This window comes from Leucobacter musarum subsp. musarum (genome assembly GCF_001273845.1).
Lineage (GTDB): Bacteria > Actinomycetota > Actinomycetes > Actinomycetales > Microbacteriaceae > Leucobacter > Leucobacter musarum.
The window spans coordinates 81,425-98,253 of record NZ_JHBW01000065.1; the positions used below are offsets into that span (position 1 = coordinate 81,425).

Below are 16,829 nucleotides of genomic sequence, written 5' to 3' on the forward strand. Positions count from 1 at the left end.
ATGACGAGACGGGGGCGACTCCGCGTGCTGCTCGGCGCCGCCCCCGGCGTCGGCAAGACGTTCGCCATGCTCGAGGAGGCGCGGCGCCTGCGTGCCGACGGCCTCGACGTCGTGGTCGCCCTCGTCGAAACCCACGGACGCGAGGCGACCGCCGCGATGGCCGACGGACTGCCCGAGGTGCCGCGGCTGCAGCTCGCGCACCGCGGGGTCACGCTCGAAGAGATGGACCTCGACGCCGTGCTCGCGCGGCACTCCGAGGTCGCCCTCGTCGACGAACTGGCACACACGAACGCACCCGGCACACGGCACGCGAAGCGCTGGCAAGACGTCGACGCACTGCTCGAGGCCGGCATCGACGTCATCTCGACGCTGAACATTCAGCACATCGAATCGCTGAATGACGTCGTCGAACAGATCACCGGCGTGCCCCAGCGCGAGACGGTGCCCGACCGCTTCCTGCGCGGCGCCGACCAGATCGAGGTGATCGACCTCGCCCCGCAGGCGTTGCGCGACCGGCTCGCCGGGGGAACGGTCTACCCGGCCGAGCGCATCGACGCGGCGCTCGCGAACTACTTCCGCCTCGGCAACCTCACCGCGCTGCGCGAGCTCGCCCTGCTGTGGCTCGCCGACGAGGTCGACCAGGCCCTCACCGGATACCGCGCCGAGCACGGCATCCGCCGCACCTGGGAGGCGCGCGAACGCGTCGTCGTCGCGCTCACCGGCGGGGCCGAGGGAGAGACGCTCTTGCGTCGCGGGGCGAGGATCGCCGCGCGTTCGGCCGGCGGCGAGCTGCTGGCGGTGCACGTATCGAGCCAAGACGGGCTGCGCACCGCGCACCCCGCGCTGCTCGCCCAGCAGCGCGCCCTCGTCGAAGAGCTGGGCGGCAGCTTCCACCAGGTGATCGGCGCCGACGTGCCGAGCGCGCTCGTGGAGTTCGCGCGCTCGGTCAACGCGACGCAGCTCGTGCTCGGCGCGAGCCGACGCGGGCGGTGGCTCGCGGCGGTCACCGGCCCCGGCATCGGCGCGACCGTGGTGCGCGAGTCGGGCGACATCGACGTGCACATGGTGAATCACGCGGAGGGATCCCGTGGCTTCGCACTGCCCCGCCGCACCGGGGCACTCACTGCGAAGCGCCGCGCCCTCGGGTTCGCGCTCGCTCTCGTCGGCGGCCCCCTGCTCACCTGGCTGCTCGCCACGTTCCGCAGCGACGACTCCATGACGAGCGACGTGCTCAGCTATCAGCTGCTCGTCGTGCTCGTCGCCCTCACCGGCGGCATCTGGCCGGCGGTCTTCGCCGCCGTGCTCTCAGGGCTGACGCTCGACTTCTTCTTCCTCGAACCCATTCATACCGTGCACATCCACGAGCCGCTGCACCTCCTCGCCGTCGCGCTCTACGTGGTCATTGCGATGCTCGTCAGCCTGATCGTCGACCGAGCGGCCCGCACCACCCGTGCGGCGCGGCGCTCGGCTGCGGAATCCGAGCTGATCCAGACAATCGCCGGCAGCGTGCTGCGCGGCGACGACGCCCTGCAGGCCCTGGTTGAACGCACGCGCGAGGCGTTCGGACTGCGTCGCGCGCGGCTGGTGGATGCAAGCGGGGAGGTGCTCGTGGATGCGGTGGGTGGTGCTGCGCCCGCTGACGTTCCTGCAACTACCACGCGCGCCGAGACCGTGATTTCGGTCGGCTCCGGCGCAGAACTCGAACTCTTCGGCACCGAGCTCGCCGCCTCCGAGCGGCGCCTGCTCAGTGTGGTCGCCACGCAGCTCGAGGCCGCGCTCGAACACCGGCGTCTTGAAGAAACCGCCCGAGAGATCGAGCCGATCGCGGCCTCCGACCGCGTGCGTGGGGCACTGCTTTCCGCGCTCAGCCACGACCTGCGACGCCCGATCGCGGCAGCCACGGCCGCGATCGGCGGTTTGCGTGCCGCAGGAGTGCAATTGAGTGCGGCAGACCGGCGCGAGCTGCTCGACACCGCAACCGAGAGCCTCGATGCGCTCGCGGCGCTCGTCACCGACCTGCTCGACGTGAGCCGCATCCAGGCCGGGGCGCTGGCGATCCGGCTCGCCCCGACCGACCCCGAGTCGGTCATCGCAGCGGCGCTCGACGAACTCGACGCGGGCCCCGCCGATGTCGCGCTCGCCATACGGCACGGCGATGCCGCTGTGCAGGCCGATCCTGTGCTGCTGCAGCGCGTCGTCGTCAACCTGCTCGCCAACGCGCTGCGCTTCTCTCCGCAGGGAGCGAACGTGCTCGTGAGCACCAGCACGTTCGCCGACCGACTCGAGATTCGCGTCGTCGATCACGGGCCCGGGGTGCCCGCCGAGAAGCGCGACGACATCTTCGTGCCATTCCAGCGCCTCGGCGACACCGACAACACCACGGGACTCGGCCTCGGCCTCGCCCTCTCACGGGGCTTCGTCGAATCGATGCAGGGAACGCTTGCGCCCGAAGACACCCCCGGTGGCGGGCTCACCATGGTGGTGTCGCTGCCGGTGGTGTCAATGCCGGTCGTGCCGCCCCCGGCATTCGGTGATGCGGCGCCGGGCGATCCGGCGCCCGCACCCCCGCACCCGTCAGCCAGCGAAAGCGAGACCCCGCGATGAAGATTCTGATCGCCGACGACGACCCGCAGATCTTGCGAGCACTGCGCATCACCCTCACCGCGAAGGGCTACGACGTGTTCGTCGCCGCTGACGGGGCGCAGGCCATCGCCGCAGCGATCGACCACCGCCCCGACCTCTTCCTACTCGACCTCGGCATGCCGAACCTCAACGGCATCGAAGTGATCGAGGCCGTGCGCGGCTGGTCGCAGGCGCCGATTCTCGTCGTGTCGGGGCGCGCGGGGGCCGCCGACAAGGTCGACGCGCTCGACGCCGGGGCTGACGACTACGTGACGAAGCCGTTCGCGATCGAAGAACTGCTCGCGCGCATCCGTGCGCTGAGCCGGCGCATCGTGCACGACGACGCGGTGCCCGTGGTGCGCCTCGGCAACGTCACGGTCGACCTCGCCGCGCGCGCCGTGACGCGGACGACGCCCGAGGGGGAGCAGCAGATTCGGCTCACCCCGACCGAGTGGCAGGTGATGGAGCTGTTGATTCGGAACCCCGGGCGGCTCGTCACGCGGCAGACGCTACTCACCACGATCTGGGGCTCGGAGCACATCGAAGACACCGGGTACCTGCGGCTCTACCTGTCGCAGCTGCGGAAGAAGATCGAGGCGGATCCGGCCAACCCCGTTCACCTCATCACCGAGGCCGGCATGGGCTATCGCCTGGAGCGCGTCGAGAGCTGAGGCTGTGGCGCTGCGCCCTCTGTGGGCCGCGCGCCCTCTGCGGCGCCGCGCCTTTTGTGCGATTGGGGTAACTTCGGACCGGTGCGGAGGCCGAAATCGGCCCTGCAACTGGTCCGAACTTACCCCAATCCGTCGAGCGCTGAGGCTGAGGCTGCTCGGCGGCGGCGCAGCCGCTATTCAGTGTTGCCAAGTAGTGGTACCTAGTGTTACCGTCTACCTGTAGTCAGCATCACTGAATAGCAGGGAGGTGGCCGATGGCAACCCAGATGACCGAGATGCTCAAGGGCACGCTTGAAGGGATCGTCCTGGCGATCCTCGCCGACCGCGCCGCGTATGGATACGAGATCACCGCGACCCTGCGCGAGCGGGGCTTCGATGACATCGCCGAGGGCACGATCTACGCGCTCCTCGTGCGCATCGAGCAGAAGGGGCTCGTCTCGGTCGAGCGCGTGCCCTCCGAGAAGGGGCCACCGCGCAAGGTCTACACCCTGTCGGGCGCAGGCCGTGACCGTCTCGCCGAATTCTGGGAGTCCTGGGACTTCCTCGCCGCGCACATCGCCGCGCTGCGCACCGCACACACCGCACACGCCGCACCCGCCGCACCCAACGCATCGCCGCACGAAGGAGCCGCATCATGACCGCGAAATGGATCGAAACCCTCACCGGATCACTCGATGAGAAGAAGCAGTACAAGTCCGCAATCACCCGCATTGCCGCGCTGCCGCAGCCGTACGCAACCGTGGCGCAGGCGCTCTCGCGCTACTTCACCTATTTCGGCGCGATCGGTGACGGGCGCACCCTGGTCACGATGGTCGGCGACCACGCCGACCTCTGGGAGCGCGCCGCCATCGATGGCACGCCGGTGCGCGACATCGTCGGAGACGACCCGGTCGCATTCGCCGAAGATTTCGTCAACGCGTACTCCGGCAAGCAGTGGATCGACAAGGAGCGCGAGCGCCTCACCCGCGCAATCGCCGAGGCCGAATCGGTGGCACCGAGCGCTCCGCGAGAACCGGACGGCGGCGCATCATGACCGCCGTGCTTGAGTCGCCCCCGCGCATCGATGCACCGGCGATCTCCGTGCGCGGCCTCGAGAAGTCGTTCGGAGAGACCGCGGTGCTGCGGGGCGTCGACTTCGAGGTCGCCCCGGGCGAGGTGTTCGCGCTGCTCGGCTCGAACGGGGCGGGCAAGACGACGCTCATCCGCGTGCTCGCGACACTGCTCGCCGCCGATGCGGGCGAGGCGAGGGTGCTGGATCACCGAGTCGACGAGCATCCCGACGCCGTCCGCAGAGCGATCAGCCTGACCGGACAGTTCGCCGCCGTCGATGAGGTGCTCACCGGGCGAGAGAACCTGGTGCTCGTCGCCCGGCTGCGACACGTGCCGCAACCGGCGGCAGCCGCCGACGCGCTGCTCGCGCGCTTCGCGCTCGCCGATGCGGGTGGACGGCGTGCGGGGGAGTACTCGGGTGGCATGCGGCGCCGGCTCGACATCGCGATGAGCCTGGTCGGCGACCCGCGGATCCTCTTCCTCGACGAACCGACGACCGGGCTCGACCCGCAGTCGCGCGCCGAGGTGTGGCGGCTCGTGCGCGAGCTCGCCGATAGTGGCACCACCGTGCTGCTCACGACCCAGTACCTCGACGAGGCCGAGCACTTGGCCGACCGCATCGCGATCCTCCACGAGGGGTGCATCGTGCAGCAGGGCACGCTCGCGGCACTGCAGCGCTTGCTGCCGCCCCATGAGCCCGTGCTCGTGACACCGCAGCCGACGCTCGAAGACGTGTTCCTCGCCATCGTGGGGGCGGGTGCGGCGGCGCCCGGTGATCCCGCACCGACCGAAAGGAGCGCATCATGACCGCGCACGCCATCACCGACACCGGGGTGCTCACCGGGCGATCGCTGCGGCACATCCTCCGCAGCCCCGACACCATCGTCACCACCGTGATCACGCCCATCGCGCTCATGCTGCTGTTCGTCTTCGTGCTCGGCGGGGCGATCCGCACCGGCAGCGATGGCGCCTACATCGACTACCTGCTGCCGGGAATTCTGCTGATCACGGTCGCGTCGGGCGTCGCCTACACGGCCTACCGGCTCTTTCTCGACCGGCAGGGCGGCATCTTCGAACGGTTTCGCTCGATGCCGATCGCGCGGTCGAGTGCGCTCTGGGCCCACGTCATCACGTCGCTCGTCGCGAACCTCGTGTCGGTCACGGTGGTCATCGGTGTGGCGCTGCTGCTCGGCTTTCGCACCGGCGCCTCGATCGGGGCCTGGCTGGCGGTCGCCGGCACCCTGACGCTGTTCACCCTCACCCTCACCTGGATCGCCGTCGTCGCCGGCCTCGCGGCCAAGACCATCGACGGGGCGAGCGCGTTCAGCTACCCGCTCATATTTTTGCCGTTCATCAGCTCGACGTTCGTGCCGACCGACTCGATGCCCGGCCCCGTCGCCTGGTTCGCCGAGCATCAGCCGGTCACGGCGATCGTCGAAACGCTGCGCGCGCTCTTCGCCGGTCAGCCGGTCGGGGCCGCGATCTGGGTCGCCCTGGCCTGGCTCGTCGGGCTGCTGGTCGTTGCCGCGACCGGGGCGATGCTGCTCGCGCGGCGCCGCTGAGGTGCGTGGCTGCTGCGCTGCCGCACCGCTGCGCCGCTGCGGCCGCGCTGTGATGCGATTGGGGTAACTTCGGACCGGTGCGGAAGCTCAAATCGCCACTGCAACTGGTCCGAAGTTACCCCGATCGCAGGGGCGCGGAGCGCGGTGGCCGATGCGGAGGACATCGCACCCACGGAACGCCGCAGCGGGGTCAGCTTCGGAGGGTTGCGATGGTGCAACACCCTCCGAAACTGACCCCGCTGCCAAAGTGGGGCGACGCGCGGCCGACGCGCGACAGTCGCGCCGCCGCCGCTAGCCGCCGCTAGCCGCGCGGCTGGTGGGCCGGCTGCCAGATGTAGATGCCCTCGTGCTGCTCTTCTTCGTCGCCCGGGCGCAGCGAGATGCCCTTGCGGTCGCGCAGCAGCAGTGTCGCGATGAGGCCGAGCGCGGTCATGCCGAGCAGGTAGAACGTCACCGAGGTCGAGGTGCCCGTCGTTTGCTGCAGCCAGGCCGCGATCGTCGGGGCGAAGGCGCCGCCGAGAATCGCGCCGATCGCGTACGAGATCGAGACCCCCGAGAAGCGCACCGATGCCGGGAACATCTCGGAGTACCACGCCGACTGCGGGCCGTAGGTGAACCCGAGCCCGACGGTCAGCAGCATGAGGCCGCAGGCGAGCAGCAGGGGGTTGCCGGTGTTGACGAGCGGGAACAGTGCGAAGAGCGCGGCGCCCTGCAGTACCCAGCCGAGAATGTAGGTGGTGCGGCGGCCGATGCGGTCGCAGATCCAGCCGGCGATGAATGTCGAGATGAGCCACGTGACCGACGACGCGGTGACCGCCCACAGCACGTCGCCGCGGTCGAGACCGACGGGGCCGTCGGGGTTGGTGGCGTAGTTCTGCACGTAGCCGCCCGTGGTCATGTAGCCCACGGCATTGTTGCCCGCGAAGACGAGTGCGGCGAGGATCACCAGGGGAGTGAAGCGCGCGAACAGCTTGACGACGGGGGCGCCAGTCTGCTCCTTGCGCTCCGCGATCTCGGTGAAGACCGGGCTTTCTTCGACGCGGCGACGCACCCAGTAGCCGACGAGAATCAGCACGATCGAGAACAGGAACGGAATGCGCCAGCCCCACTCGATGAACGCGTCGCCCGGGAAGATGATGTTCATGATGGCGAGCATCGCGCTGGCGAGCAGCAGGCCGATCGGCACGCCGATCTGCGGCATCGCGCCGAAGAGTCCGCGGCGATCGCGCGGTGCGTGTTCGACGGCCATCAGCACGGCGCCGCCCCACTCGCCACCGGCTGAGACGCCCTGCAAGATGCGCAGCAGAATGAGCAGGATCGGCGCGGCGATCCCGATCTGACCGTAGGTGGGCAGCAAGCCGATGAGCACCGTTGCCGCACCCATGAGCATGAGGGTGACGACGAGCACGATGCGACGCCCGAAGCGGTCGCCGAAGTGGCCGGCGAGGAAGGCGCCGAGCGGTCGGAACAGGAAGCTGATGCCGACGGTGAGGAACGACAGGATCGTGCCGATGCCCTGGCCCGCCGGTTCGAAGAACAGCTGGCTGAAGACGAGGCCTGCGGCCGAGGCGTAGATGAAGTAGTCGTACCACTCGACGGTGGTGCCGACGACGGTGGCGAAGGCGACGCGACGACGATCGTGGGTCGTCGCGATGGTTCCGGTCGGGGTCAGCGATCCCTGGTGGGGAGCTGTGGACATTCGGGCACTCCTTTGTGACGAGGTACTGCGGCGCATACCGCACGCTCGATAATATACGATTTCGAATACGTTGCCGCAAGGTCTCGGGTGCGCATAGAAGGCGAGTGCATATTTCTTGGACTCGGTCCGTATTGCGTCATTCGATTTCACATTGCACGATCTTTGACTTATCATTCTCGGGTTATTCCCAGGCCCGCGAAGTGGGCCGGACGCGAGCGAGTAAGGCACCTCTCCCGGTAATGAATTCCGCATCACACGACCCGAAGTCCGCATACTCGAGGCCCGTGTCGCCCGAGACCTCGGCCGGCTCCGTGCAAGTAGCGCAGAAGAAGCTGCGCTCCCGTCACGTCACCATGATCACCCTCGGCGGCATCATCGGCGCGAGCCTCTTCGTCGGTTCGGGCAACGTCATCCGCACCGTCGGCCCAGCCGCCGTGCTCTCGTACCTCATCGGCGGCCTGCTCGTCTTCCTCGCCATGCGCATGCTCGGCGAGATGGCGGCGGCTCGGCCCGCGATCGGCTCGTTCATGGAGTACGCCCGCGTCGGTCTCGGCGACTGGGCCGGGTACCTGGTCGGTTGGCTCTACTGGTACTTCTGGGTCGGCGTGCTCGCCTACGAGGCGGTGCTCGGGGGTGAGACCCTGCACGGCTGGTTTGGTTGGCTGCCGTCGTGGGCCGGCTCGCTGCTGCTGCTCGCCATCTTCGTCGGTGCGAACCTCATCTCGGTGCGCACGTTCGGCGAGGTCGAGTTCTGGCTCGCCAGCATCAAGGTGCTCGCGATCGTCGTCTTCTTGGGCGCCGGCGTGCTCTTCGCGTTTGGCCTCTGGCCGAACGCATCGTTCTCGATTCCGAACCTCTGGGAGCACGGCGGCTTCGCGCCGAACGGGTACGGCGTGGCCTTCACCGGTGTCGCTCTGGTGATCTTCTCGTACTTCGGAACCGAGATCGCCGTCATGGCGTCGGCCGAATCGGAAGACCCGGCCAAGGGCATCCGTCAGGCGAGCAGCACGGTCATCTGGCGCATCCTGCTCTTCTTCGTGGGCGCTGTGCTCATCATCACCACGATCATCCCCTGGGACGAGCTGCCCGAGCCCGTCGATGTCGCCTCGGCGCCCTTCACGAAGGTGTTCGAACTCTTCGGCCTGCCGGGTGCCGCGATCGTCATGCAGCTGGTGATCTTCACCGCCGTGATCTCGGTGCTGAACTCGGGCCTCTACTCGGCGTCGCGCATGTTCTCGTCGCTCGCGGAGCAGGGCTTCGCGCCGAAGTTCATCGCGAAGAAGGCGAAGAACGGCATCCCGGTCGCCGCACTGCTGGCGTCCACGATCGGCGGCGTCGTCGCGACGATCGTGAACTTCGCTGCTCCCGATTCGGGCGTCTTCTCGTTCATCATGAACTCGGCCGGTCTCGTCGCCCTCTTCGTCTACGGGTTCATCGCGCTGACGCAGATGCGCATGCGCCAGAAGATGACGCCGGAGGAGGTCGCGGGCCTCAAACTCAAGATGTGGCTGCACCCGTGGCTCAATCTGCTGCTGATCGCCGCCATCATCACCGTGCTCGTGATCATGCTGACCTCGGAGTCGGGCCGCACGCAGGTCTGGACGAGCCTGATCGCGACCGTGGTGCTCGTCATCTGCTGGCCGTTCGTGCGACGCGGGCTGGCGAAGCGCAAGGCCACCCAGGCCGAAGCCGCGCAGGCAGAGGCAGCGCTCGAGGCGTAACGCGTCGTTCGCGCGCACCGTGCGGCGGCGGGATCGGGCTCGCCCGAACCCGCCGCCGTTTGCGTGCGCGCCGAAGCCTGACAGACTGGGGGCGTGGCGGATACCCAGAACGGCCGCGTCGCGGTCTACCTCGACTTCGATAACATCGTGCTCTCGTGGTATGACCGTGTGCACGGGCGCAATTCATTCGCGCGGGATCGCCAGCGCATCGCCGAGAATCCTTCGGAGCCCGAGATCGCCGAGCGCCTGCGCGCAGCGGTTGTCGACGTCGGCGCCATCATCGACTACGCCTCATCGTTCGGCACGCTCGTGCTGACGCGCGCTTACGCCGACTGGTCGGCGCCGATGAACGCCGAGTACCGCTCTCAGCTCGTCTCGCGCGCCGTCGACCTGGTGCAGCTCTTCCCGGCTGCGGCGTACGCCAAGAACGGCGCCGATATTCGCCTCGCGGTCGACGCGGTCGAAGATATGTTCCGCCTCGACGACCTCACCCACGTCGTGATCGTCGCCGGTGACTCCGACTACGTGCCGCTCGCGCAGCGCTGCAAACGACTCGGCCGTTACGTGGTGGGCGTCGGCGTCGCCGGTTCGACGGCGAAGGCGCTCACTGCGGCGTGCGACGAATTCGCCTCGTACGACGCGCTCCCCGGCATCGAGTCAATCGCGCGGGCGACGAACGCGTCGGGACGCTCGCGCAAGCCCGCGTCGCAGTCGGCGAATCAAGGGGCCTCCGAGGCACAGCAGGGCGGCACTGCGACCGGAGAGTCAGAGACGCCTCGCGAGGAGCCGCCGAAGCGCTCGCGCGGCCGAGGCGGGCGCGGGGGCCAGTCGACGGATGCGCCGGCCGCCTCGGAGACTGCAGACGAGACCTCGTTCGAGCAGGGCCTCGAAACGGCGCTCTCGGCGGCCCAAGAAGCAGCCCTCGACGTCGAGCCGGGTGACGCGATCGAGTCGGCTGAAGATGCTGAGCTCGCGGTCACCGGCCTGCTGATCCGTGCCCTCTGGCTGAGCCAAGACAAGGATGACTCGGGCTGGCTCTACAGCTCCGCGGTAAAGCAGCAGATGCGCCGCATGGACCCGTCGTTCAGCGAGAAGGCCCTCGGGTTCCGCTCGTTCTCCGACTTCCTGAAGTCGCGCTCCGACGTCGCCGAGCTCGAAGAGACCGGGCACGAGCGCCTGGTGCGCCTCCGCGACCAGAGCGAGTAAACACCCCCGAGCGGCGGGGCGAGGGCGTGGGGTGATCCCGCGCTGATATCGGCGAACCTGGGAACACGCTTGACGTGGCGCTCAGGGTCGCTCTACCGTGGAATCCACACGAGTTCGCGAGGAGGTGCGGAACATGGACGCCATCGATTTCATCCCAGTGCAGGGAGCCACGCGTGCTGCGGTCGTTTTCCGCTCAGCATTCGCCGGCCCCTTCTCGGCCGCCGCGTAGGCCACCGGTGATCGTCGCCGCAACGCGGTGACCGGGCCGACGCAGCCGGACCCTCCAGGCGCTGTTCGCCCCTCCGCATGTACAGCGGATGCGTGAGCGCGCCAAGCGATTCCGCACCGGATCGCCCAGCCCGAATCGTCGACCGATCGGGCACGCAGTTCACTTCATCGAAGGATCTCATCGTGAGTACCCACTCGACGACCGAGCGCGCCCCGCGCCTCGCCTCGTCAGCGCCGCAGCCGGCGCACCCCGTCCATCTGTCCGTCACCGTGCCGAGCGGCGCAGCGCTCGCACGACTCTCACTGCTCGACCGCGCGAAGCTGCGGGTCGGTCTCTGGTTGCTGTTGCGCTCGGGTGCGACCGCATCTGGCCGCGCGGAGCATCAGCCCACCCCGCACGAGCTCGCGGTCGTCGCGCGCGAGGCCCGTGCCGCCTACGACGCGGCCGCTGCGCAGCACCCGCGGCTGCATCGCACGCTGTAAGTCGTTGCCGCGCGTGCACACGTCTGAGCCGGTCGCCTCGACTGCGGGTCGAGCGGCCGGCTCAAGCCGTGAGCGGCGCTGCGGTCTGTGGCGCTGCGGTCTGTGGCGCTGCGTCGTGCGCTTTTCTGGTACGCGCGTCTGTGGTGACCACATCCGCTGCGCCCGCACCAGCGATGCCCTTCAGGTACCGGCGCACGCCGGTTGCCGCGGTGCGTCCGGCACGGTTTGCCCCGATGGTGCTCGCCGACGGGCCATACCCCACGAGTTGCACGCGCGGGTCGGCAACGGCGGTCGTGCCGCGCCCGCCGCGATCGAGTTGGATGCCGCCCGCGGCACTCCGGAGGTGCAGCGGCGCGAGGTGAGCGATGGCGGGCCGAAAGCCCGTCGCCCACAGAATGATGTCGACCGGTTCGAATGACCCGTCGGCCCAGCGCACGCCGCGCGGCTCAATACTCGCGAACATTGGGCGTCGTGCGCGATACGCGCCGAGGCGCTCGGCCTCGCGCTCCTGCTCGCGCAGCATCAGGCCGGTGACGCTCACCACACTCTGCGGGGGCAGCCCTGCGGCGACGCGCTGCTCGACCAGTGCGACCGATGCGGCGCCGGCTTCAGGCGTGAAATCGTCGGTGCGCCACACGGGCTCGCGCCGCGTCACCCAGACCGTGTCGGTGATGGGGGCGAGGGCGCCGAGAAACTGCACAGCCGACGCCCCGCCGCCCACGACGAGCGTGCGCTTACCGATGAAATGCTCGGGGCCCGGGTACGCCACCGTGTGCACCTGCTCGCCGGCAAATGATTCCATGCCGGGGTAACGCGGTACGAACGGCTGCGACCAGGTGCCGGTGGCGTTGACAATCGTGCGCGAGCGCCACACTCGGTCGTGCGCGTGAGTCTCGAGCAACTGCGGATCCTGCGCGTCGTTCTCGACGCGTTCGACGTGTACGGGGCGGATCACCGGAAGCTCGTGCGCGCGCTCGTACTCGGTGAAGTACTCGGGGATCGCGAGGTTCGCCCGCTCAGCCGTGCGCGGGGGAGGGGCGCTGCCCGGAAGCTCGGCGACGCCGTGGACGTCGCGCATCGTGAGGGCGTTCCAGCGATGCTGCCAGGCTCCGCCGGGGCCGTGATCGGCGTCGAGCACCACGTGATCGATGTCGAGTCGCTGCAGGTGGAACGAGGCGGAGAGACCCGCCTGCCCGGCGCCGATCACGAGGGCGGGCAGGATCTCGGGGGCGTTCACACGCGGTACAACGGCTGCACCGTGCACCCCATTCCCGTGCGCACTACCTGATCACGGGAATCGACCAGGCACGAAACTCCTTGCCACTCGATGCCCGCACGAGGCCGACGATCGAGAACACGACGTGCACGATGCTGAGCAGTAGCCAAATAGTGATCGGGATGCCGATCGGGAAGAAACCGCGTGCGTACTCGGTGTCTGTCAGCGAGAGGAGCAGTGCAAGGTGGGCGATGAGCAGCACGATGGTCGCGAACAGGTAGGTGAACGCCCAGTTCATCGCGGCACGCCCATTCGCCTCGGCCAGGCCGCCGCGCTTGCGCGCCTGCGCCCCGACGATGAGCATCACGATGCACGCGGCGATCGCTGAGACGCCCGGGATGAACGAGCACGCGATCAATCCGACCGCCCACGCCGCGGCGCCGGTCGCGGGGCGCGCGTACTGGGCGTAAGGATTCGGCTGGCCCGGTGCCGCGTAGGCCTGCTGGGGCTGTGGGTGTGCGTACTGCGGCGGTGCGTACTGGGGCTGCGCGTATTGCGGTGGCGCGTACTGGGGCTGGGGCTGAGACACCTGAACCTGTGGGGCCTGCGGCGGTGCATACTGCGGCTGGGGCTGCTCCTGCTGCGGCTCAGCGGGTTCGGTAGCGCTCATGCCTCAATGCTAGGCGAGGCCGCCGACACTCCGCGGAGCGTTCCGTTCCGTTTCGTTCATCTTGCGGGAGTACGCTCGTTGCGGCCGCCAGAATCCCGACGCGCCGTTCGCCCCGCGCACGCAGCCGTGCGCAGACGCCGGGTCACGAGCCCGGAGAAAGCAGGAGCCCCATGCGCGCACTGCAGTACCGTGAAATCGGAGGCCGGCCCGAGCTGGTCGAGGTGGAGAAGCCCGTTCCGGGGCCGGGCGAGATCCTGCTCAAGGTGACTGCCGCCGGCGCCTGCCACTCAGATGAGTTCATCATGGGGGCGAGCGCTGAGGACTACTACTTCAAGCCGTTGCCGCTCACCCTGGGCCACGAGGTCGCGGGCACCGTCGACGAACTCGGCGCGGGTGTGACCGGGCTCGAGATCGGTGAGAGCGTCATCGTCTACGGTCCGTGGGGCTGCGGCCGCTGCTATCCCTGCGCGAGCGGCGAGGAGCAGAACTGCGAGCACGGCATGCGCGCGCCCGGCATCTTCAGCGATGGCGGCATGGCCGAGTACATGCTCGTCGACGATGCCCGCCACCTCGTGCCGATCGGCGATCTCGATCCGGTGCAGAACGTGTCGCTCACCGATGCCGCACTCACCCCGTACCGCGCTATCAAGTCGGCCTTGCCGAAGCTGACGCCCGGCACCACTGCTGTCGTGATCGGCTCGGGCGGGCTGGGCCACGTGGCGATTCAGCTGCTGAAGGCGCTGTCGCAGACGCGGGTGGTGGTATTCGATGTCGCGCAGGATCGTCTCGACTTCGCCCTCGAGGTCGGTGCTGACGAGGCATTCCTCTCGAACCCTGATGCGATCTCCGCGGTCAAGGATCTGACCCGCGGTCTCGGCGCTGACGCCGTGTTCGACTTCGTCGGCATCCAGCCGACGGCCGACCTTGCGGCGGGCATGATTCGCGTGGGCGGGCAGATCGTGGTCGTCGGCGTCGCCTCAGGGTCGGTGCCGATCGGTCAGACGACGGTGCCACTCGATGTGAACGGGCGCGCCATCAACTGGGGCTCGCGCACCGAGCTCATGGAGGTCGTGGAGCTCGCGAAGCGCGGGGCCATCAGCATCCACGTTGAGGAGTACTCGCTCGACGATGCTCCCCGGGCGTACGAGCAGCTCCACGCGGGCAAGGTTCGCGGCCGCGCCGTGATCGTGCCGGGCAAGTAGGCGAGCCCGACCCTGACATGCGCGAACGGCCTGCCCCATCATCGAGATGGGGCAGGCCGTTCTGCTGCGATGGGCGCTTAGGCCGCTTGCGCGCGCAGCTCGGCGAGCTCGCGGCCCGAACGAGTGGCGTGCTCTTCTGCCTGCTCCTTGAGCGAGGCGCCGAGATCAGCGAAGGCGTCGAGCGCAGGGTTCACGCCGACAAGCGTGAAGGGGCGCTCCACCACGCGAAGGTCGAGCCCCCAGACATCCTCGAGCACGCGGCGCAGCCACGGCGTCGAGTGGTCCCAGCCCTCCTTGGGTGTGCCGGGGCTGTAGTTGCCGCCGAGCACCGTGACGAGCGTCGCCGGCTTGCCCTGGAGCGCGGTGCCCTCGGGGTTGATGCGTGGATCGGTGTACGCGACGTCGAACCAGGTCTTGAAGTGCTGCGAGACGCCGAAGTTGTAGAGCGGCACGGTGAAGAGCAGGGCGTCGGCCGAGATGAGCTCGTCGGCGAGCGTGGTCGCGAGCTCGGCTGCGGCGCGCTGCTGGTCGTTGCGGTCGGCCTCGGGTACGAACCCGGTGGTGACGGCGGTCTGCCAGACCTCAGCCGAGATGGGGTTCGCGGCCACGTCGCGGCGCACGATCGCGGAGTCGGGGTGGGCCGCGGTCCACTCCTGCTCGACAAGGTCGCCGAGTGCACGGCTGGCGGAGGTGGCGGGGAGGATGCTCGCATCCAGGCGGAAGAGGGTCACACTGACTCCAATCAAGTTGCTCATAGTCGCTATGTTTTTCTGAGCGACTCGGCTGAGTGTAGCACGGTACAATCGGAGCATGGCAGACCCCCAGCACGACCGGCACGAATGCGATGCCGCCGTCAGTCTCGCCTTCTCCATTCTCGGCAAGCGCTGGAACGGCATGATCATCGACGCGCTCGGCAGCGGGGCGCTGTCGTTCGCCGAGGTGCGACGAGCTGTGCCCGGTATCAGTGACGCCGTGCTCTCCGACCGCCTCACCGAGCTGGCCGAGGCGATGCTCGTCTCGCGCACGGTCGACGCGGGCCCACCCGTCTCCGTGAACTACGCGCTCACTGTCGGCGGCGAGCAACTCCTGCCCGTGCTCGACGATCTCGGCCGCTGGGCCGAAGCCAACCTGCCGGCACGCAGCTAGGATCATTGCGCCGCCGGGCACCGCCTGGCTCGTCGCTGCGTCTACGCTCGCCGCGAACGTCGTCACGCCCCCTGGAACCGCTCGCGGCACCGGCGTAGGGTCGAAGACGCGGGAGAGCGGGATGACTGCTGGTACCGGACCGAAGGCGATCCTGCCCTCCGTAGAGAGGGAACCACCATGCGAGCAGCTCGGTACTACGGCCGTGAAGACATCCGTATCGAGGACATCGACCCCCAGCCCCTGCAGCCAGGCACGGTGCGCATCGAAGTCGCCTGGACCGGCATCTGCGGCAGCGACCTGCACGAGTACTTGGACGGCCCGATCTTCGTGCCGCCGGCGGGCCACCCGCACCCGATCTCTGGCGAGGATGCGCCGGTGACCCTCGGGCACGAGTTCTCGGGTGTGATCAGCGAGCTCGGTGAGGGGATCACCGACCTGGAGGTCGGGCAGCACGTCGTGGTCGAGCCGTACATCATCGACTCCTCGGTCGATACCGGCCCCGAAAGCACCGACTATCACCTCTCCGAGCACATGAACTTCATCGGATTGGGTGGGCGCGGTGGCGGGCTTTCCGAGAACGTCGTCGTCGAACGCCGCTGGGTGCACCCCGTCGCCGAGACGGTGGCCCTCGACGAGGCAGCGCTCATCGAGCCCCTCTCAGTGGCCCACCACGCCGTCAAGCGCTCGGGTGTCGAGGCCGGCAAGTGGGCGCTGATCGGCGGTGCCGGGCCAATCGGGCTGCTGACCGCTGCGGTGCTGAAGGCCGAGGGGGTCAACGTCATCATCTCTGAGATCAGCTCGCTGCGTCGCCAGAAGGCGCTCGACGCGGGCGTCGCCGACGTCGCGCTGAACCCCGCCGAGGTCGATGTCGTTACCGAGGTGAAGGCACTCACCGGCGGGCGAGGGGCCGACGTCGCTTTCGAAGCCACGAGCGTGCAGGTGGTGTTCGACACGTTGGTCGACGCGGTGCGACCCCAGGGCGTTATCGTCGTCATCTCCATCTGGGGTCACCCGGCAAGCCTCGATATGCAGAAGCTCGTGCTGAAGGAGATCGACCTGCGCGGCACCATCGCGTACGTCAACGACCATCCGGCCACCATCGCGCTCGTCGAGAGCGGCAAGATCGACCTGAAGCCGTTCATCACCGGAAAGATCGCGCTCGACGATCTCGTCTCCCAGGGCTTCGATACGCTCATCAACCACAACGAGACCGCGGTGAAGATCCTCGTCTCGCCGAGCGGCGCCGGCCTCTGAACTGAGTGCCTCCCGGCGGTGCGGGCAACTCGCGCCGCCGGGTCGTCACCCCTCCCGGGAAAACCGCACTTACACAACACCGAAGTGCCGCAGTAGTAC

The 16,829-nt window shown here is 68.6% G+C and carries 16 protein-coding genes; 12 read left to right on the forward strand and 4 right to left on the reverse strand.

Going from position 1 to position 16,829, the window contains the following annotated elements; all coding sequences use genetic code 11:
- The 6 genes from CH42_RS03245 (at nucleotide 1) to CH42_RS03270 (ending at nucleotide 5,905) form a co-directional block, all read left to right on the forward strand.
- Nucleotides 1-2,604, forward strand: a complete 2,604-nt coding sequence (locus CH42_RS03245; protein ID WP_082309270.1) for an ATP-binding protein — start codon at nucleotides 1-3, stop codon at nucleotides 2,602-2,604.
- Nucleotides 2,601-3,293: a response regulator gene (locus CH42_RS03250; RefSeq protein WP_053351783.1), complete on the forward strand. Its 693-nt coding sequence runs from the start codon at nucleotides 2,601-2,603 to the stop codon at nucleotides 3,291-3,293. The genes CH42_RS03245 and CH42_RS03250 overlap by 4 nt, the downstream gene beginning before the upstream one ends.
- Before the next feature lie 254 nt (nucleotides 3,294-3,547).
- Nucleotides 3,548-3,931, forward strand: coding sequence for a PadR family transcriptional regulator (locus CH42_RS03255; protein ID WP_053351784.1), 384 nt, complete (start codon nucleotides 3,548-3,550; stop codon nucleotides 3,929-3,931).
- The gene (locus tag CH42_RS03260) at nucleotides 3,928-4,326 is read left to right on the forward strand and encodes a DUF1048 domain-containing protein (RefSeq protein ID WP_053351785.1); all 399 of its coding nucleotides are present in this window, start codon (nucleotides 3,928-3,930) and stop codon (nucleotides 4,324-4,326) included. The genes CH42_RS03255 and CH42_RS03260 overlap by 4 nt, the downstream gene beginning before the upstream one ends.
- Entirely contained in the window at nucleotides 4,323-5,150 is an 828-nt protein-coding gene (locus CH42_RS03265) for an ABC transporter ATP-binding protein (protein WP_053351786.1), read from the forward strand. The genes CH42_RS03260 and CH42_RS03265 overlap by 4 nt, the downstream gene beginning before the upstream one ends.
- Complete coding sequence (locus CH42_RS03270) at nucleotides 5,147-5,905, forward strand: ABC transporter permease (RefSeq protein WP_053351787.1); 759 nt, start codon at nucleotides 5,147-5,149, stop codon at nucleotides 5,903-5,905. The genes CH42_RS03265 and CH42_RS03270 overlap by 4 nt, the downstream gene beginning before the upstream one ends.
- Nucleotides 5,906-6,206: 301 nt before the next feature.
- Here CH42_RS03270 and CH42_RS03275 read toward each other — a convergent pair whose 3' ends face one another.
- Nucleotides 6,207-7,604 carry an MFS transporter gene (locus CH42_RS03275; RefSeq protein ID WP_053351788.1) on the reverse strand — a complete coding sequence of 466 codons (1,398 nt, stop codon included), beginning with the start codon at nucleotides 7,602-7,604 and terminating at the stop codon, nucleotides 6,207-6,209.
- Nucleotides 7,605-7,843: 239 nt separating this feature from the next.
- Here CH42_RS03275 and CH42_RS03280 point away from each other — a divergent pair, with 239 nt between their 5' ends.
- The 3 genes from CH42_RS03280 (at nucleotide 7,844) to CH42_RS03290 (ending at nucleotide 11,242) form a co-directional block, all read left to right on the forward strand.
- Nucleotides 7,844-9,325: an amino acid permease gene (locus CH42_RS03280; RefSeq protein ID WP_053351789.1), complete on the forward strand. Its 1,482-nt coding sequence runs from the start codon at nucleotides 7,844-7,846 to the stop codon at nucleotides 9,323-9,325.
- A gap of 93 nt (nucleotides 9,326-9,418) precedes the next feature.
- Nucleotides 9,419-10,531, forward strand: a complete 1,113-nt coding sequence (locus tag CH42_RS03285) for an NYN domain-containing protein (protein WP_053351790.1) — start codon at nucleotides 9,419-9,421, stop codon at nucleotides 10,529-10,531.
- A 411-nt stretch (nucleotides 10,532-10,942) separates the two neighbouring features.
- Complete coding sequence (locus CH42_RS03290; protein WP_156322455.1) at nucleotides 10,943-11,242, forward strand: hypothetical protein; 300 nt, start codon at nucleotides 10,943-10,945, stop codon at nucleotides 11,240-11,242.
- Nucleotides 11,243-11,303: 61 nt separating this feature from the next.
- Here CH42_RS03290 and CH42_RS03295 read toward each other — a convergent pair whose 3' ends face one another.
- Nucleotides 11,304-12,479: a flavin-containing monooxygenase gene (locus CH42_RS03295; RefSeq protein WP_082309271.1), complete on the reverse strand. Its 1,176-nt coding sequence runs from the start codon at nucleotides 12,477-12,479 to the stop codon at nucleotides 11,304-11,306.
- A 43-nt stretch (nucleotides 12,480-12,522) separates the two neighbouring features.
- Nucleotides 12,523-13,128 carry a DUF4870 domain-containing protein gene (locus CH42_RS03300; RefSeq protein WP_053351792.1) on the reverse strand — a complete coding sequence of 202 codons (606 nt, stop codon included), beginning with the start codon at nucleotides 13,126-13,128 and terminating at the stop codon, nucleotides 12,523-12,525.
- A 170-nt stretch (nucleotides 13,129-13,298) separates the two neighbouring features.
- Between CH42_RS03300 and CH42_RS03305 the strand changes: the two genes are divergently transcribed.
- Nucleotides 13,299-14,330: an NAD(P)-dependent alcohol dehydrogenase gene (locus CH42_RS03305; RefSeq protein WP_053351793.1), complete on the forward strand. Its 1,032-nt coding sequence runs from the start codon at nucleotides 13,299-13,301 to the stop codon at nucleotides 14,328-14,330.
- A 77-nt stretch (nucleotides 14,331-14,407) separates the two neighbouring features.
- Here CH42_RS03305 and CH42_RS03310 read toward each other — a convergent pair whose 3' ends face one another.
- The gene (locus CH42_RS03310; RefSeq protein WP_053351794.1) at nucleotides 14,408-15,061 is read right to left on the reverse strand and encodes an FMN-dependent NADH-azoreductase; all 654 of its coding nucleotides are present in this window, start codon (nucleotides 15,059-15,061) and stop codon (nucleotides 14,408-14,410) included.
- 79 nt (nucleotides 15,062-15,140) lie between these two features.
- On the opposite strand from CH42_RS03310, the gene CH42_RS03315 reads away from it, so the two are divergent.
- Both CH42_RS03315 and CH42_RS03320 read left to right on the forward strand, forming a co-directional pair.
- Nucleotides 15,141-15,476, forward strand: a complete 336-nt coding sequence (locus CH42_RS03315) for a winged helix-turn-helix transcriptional regulator (protein ID WP_053351795.1) — start codon at nucleotides 15,141-15,143, stop codon at nucleotides 15,474-15,476.
- Nucleotides 15,477-15,653: 177 nt separating this feature from the next.
- Nucleotides 15,654-16,730 carry a 2,3-butanediol dehydrogenase gene (locus CH42_RS03320; protein ID WP_053351796.1) on the forward strand — a complete coding sequence of 359 codons (1,077 nt, stop codon included), beginning with the start codon at nucleotides 15,654-15,656 and terminating at the stop codon, nucleotides 16,728-16,730.
- Nucleotides 16,731-16,829: the final 99 nt, after the last annotated feature.

Excerpts from the sequence above, each read along its gene's own strand:
- CH42_RS03250 (WP_053351783.1), top strand. The coding sequence starts at position 2,601 with ATGAAGATTCTGATCGCCGACGACGACCCGCAGATCTTGCGAGCACTG.
- CH42_RS03260 (WP_053351785.1), top strand. The coding sequence starts at position 3,928 with ATGACCGCGAAATGGATCGAAACCCTCACCGGATCACTCGATGAGAAG.
- CH42_RS03245 (WP_082309270.1), top strand. The coding sequence starts at position 1 with ATGACGAGACGGGGGCGACTCCGCGTGCTGCTCGGCGCCGCCCCCGGC.
- CH42_RS03265 (WP_053351786.1), top strand. The coding sequence starts at position 4,323 with ATGACCGCCGTGCTTGAGTCGCCCCCGCGCATCGATGCACCGGCGATC.
- CH42_RS03255 (WP_053351784.1), top strand. The coding sequence starts at position 3,548 with ATGGCAACCCAGATGACCGAGATGCTCAAGGGCACGCTTGAAGGGATC.
- CH42_RS03305 (WP_053351793.1), top strand. The coding sequence starts at position 13,299 with ATGCGCGCACTGCAGTACCGTGAAATCGGAGGCCGGCCCGAGCTGGTC.
- CH42_RS03275 (WP_053351788.1), bottom strand. The coding sequence starts at position 7,604 with ATGTCCACAGCTCCCCACCAGGGATCGCTGACCCCGACCGGAACCATC.
- CH42_RS03280 (WP_053351789.1), top strand. The coding sequence starts at position 7,844 with ATGAATTCCGCATCACACGACCCGAAGTCCGCATACTCGAGGCCCGTG.
- CH42_RS03300 (WP_053351792.1), bottom strand. The coding sequence starts at position 13,128 with ATGAGCGCTACCGAACCCGCTGAGCCGCAGCAGGAGCAGCCCCAGCCG.
- CH42_RS03270 (WP_053351787.1), top strand. The coding sequence starts at position 5,147 with ATGACCGCGCACGCCATCACCGACACCGGGGTGCTCACCGGGCGATCG.
- CH42_RS03320 (WP_053351796.1), top strand. The coding sequence starts at position 15,654 with ATGCGAGCAGCTCGGTACTACGGCCGTGAAGACATCCGTATCGAGGAC.
- CH42_RS03315 (WP_053351795.1), top strand. The coding sequence starts at position 15,141 with ATGGCAGACCCCCAGCACGACCGGCACGAATGCGATGCCGCCGTCAGT.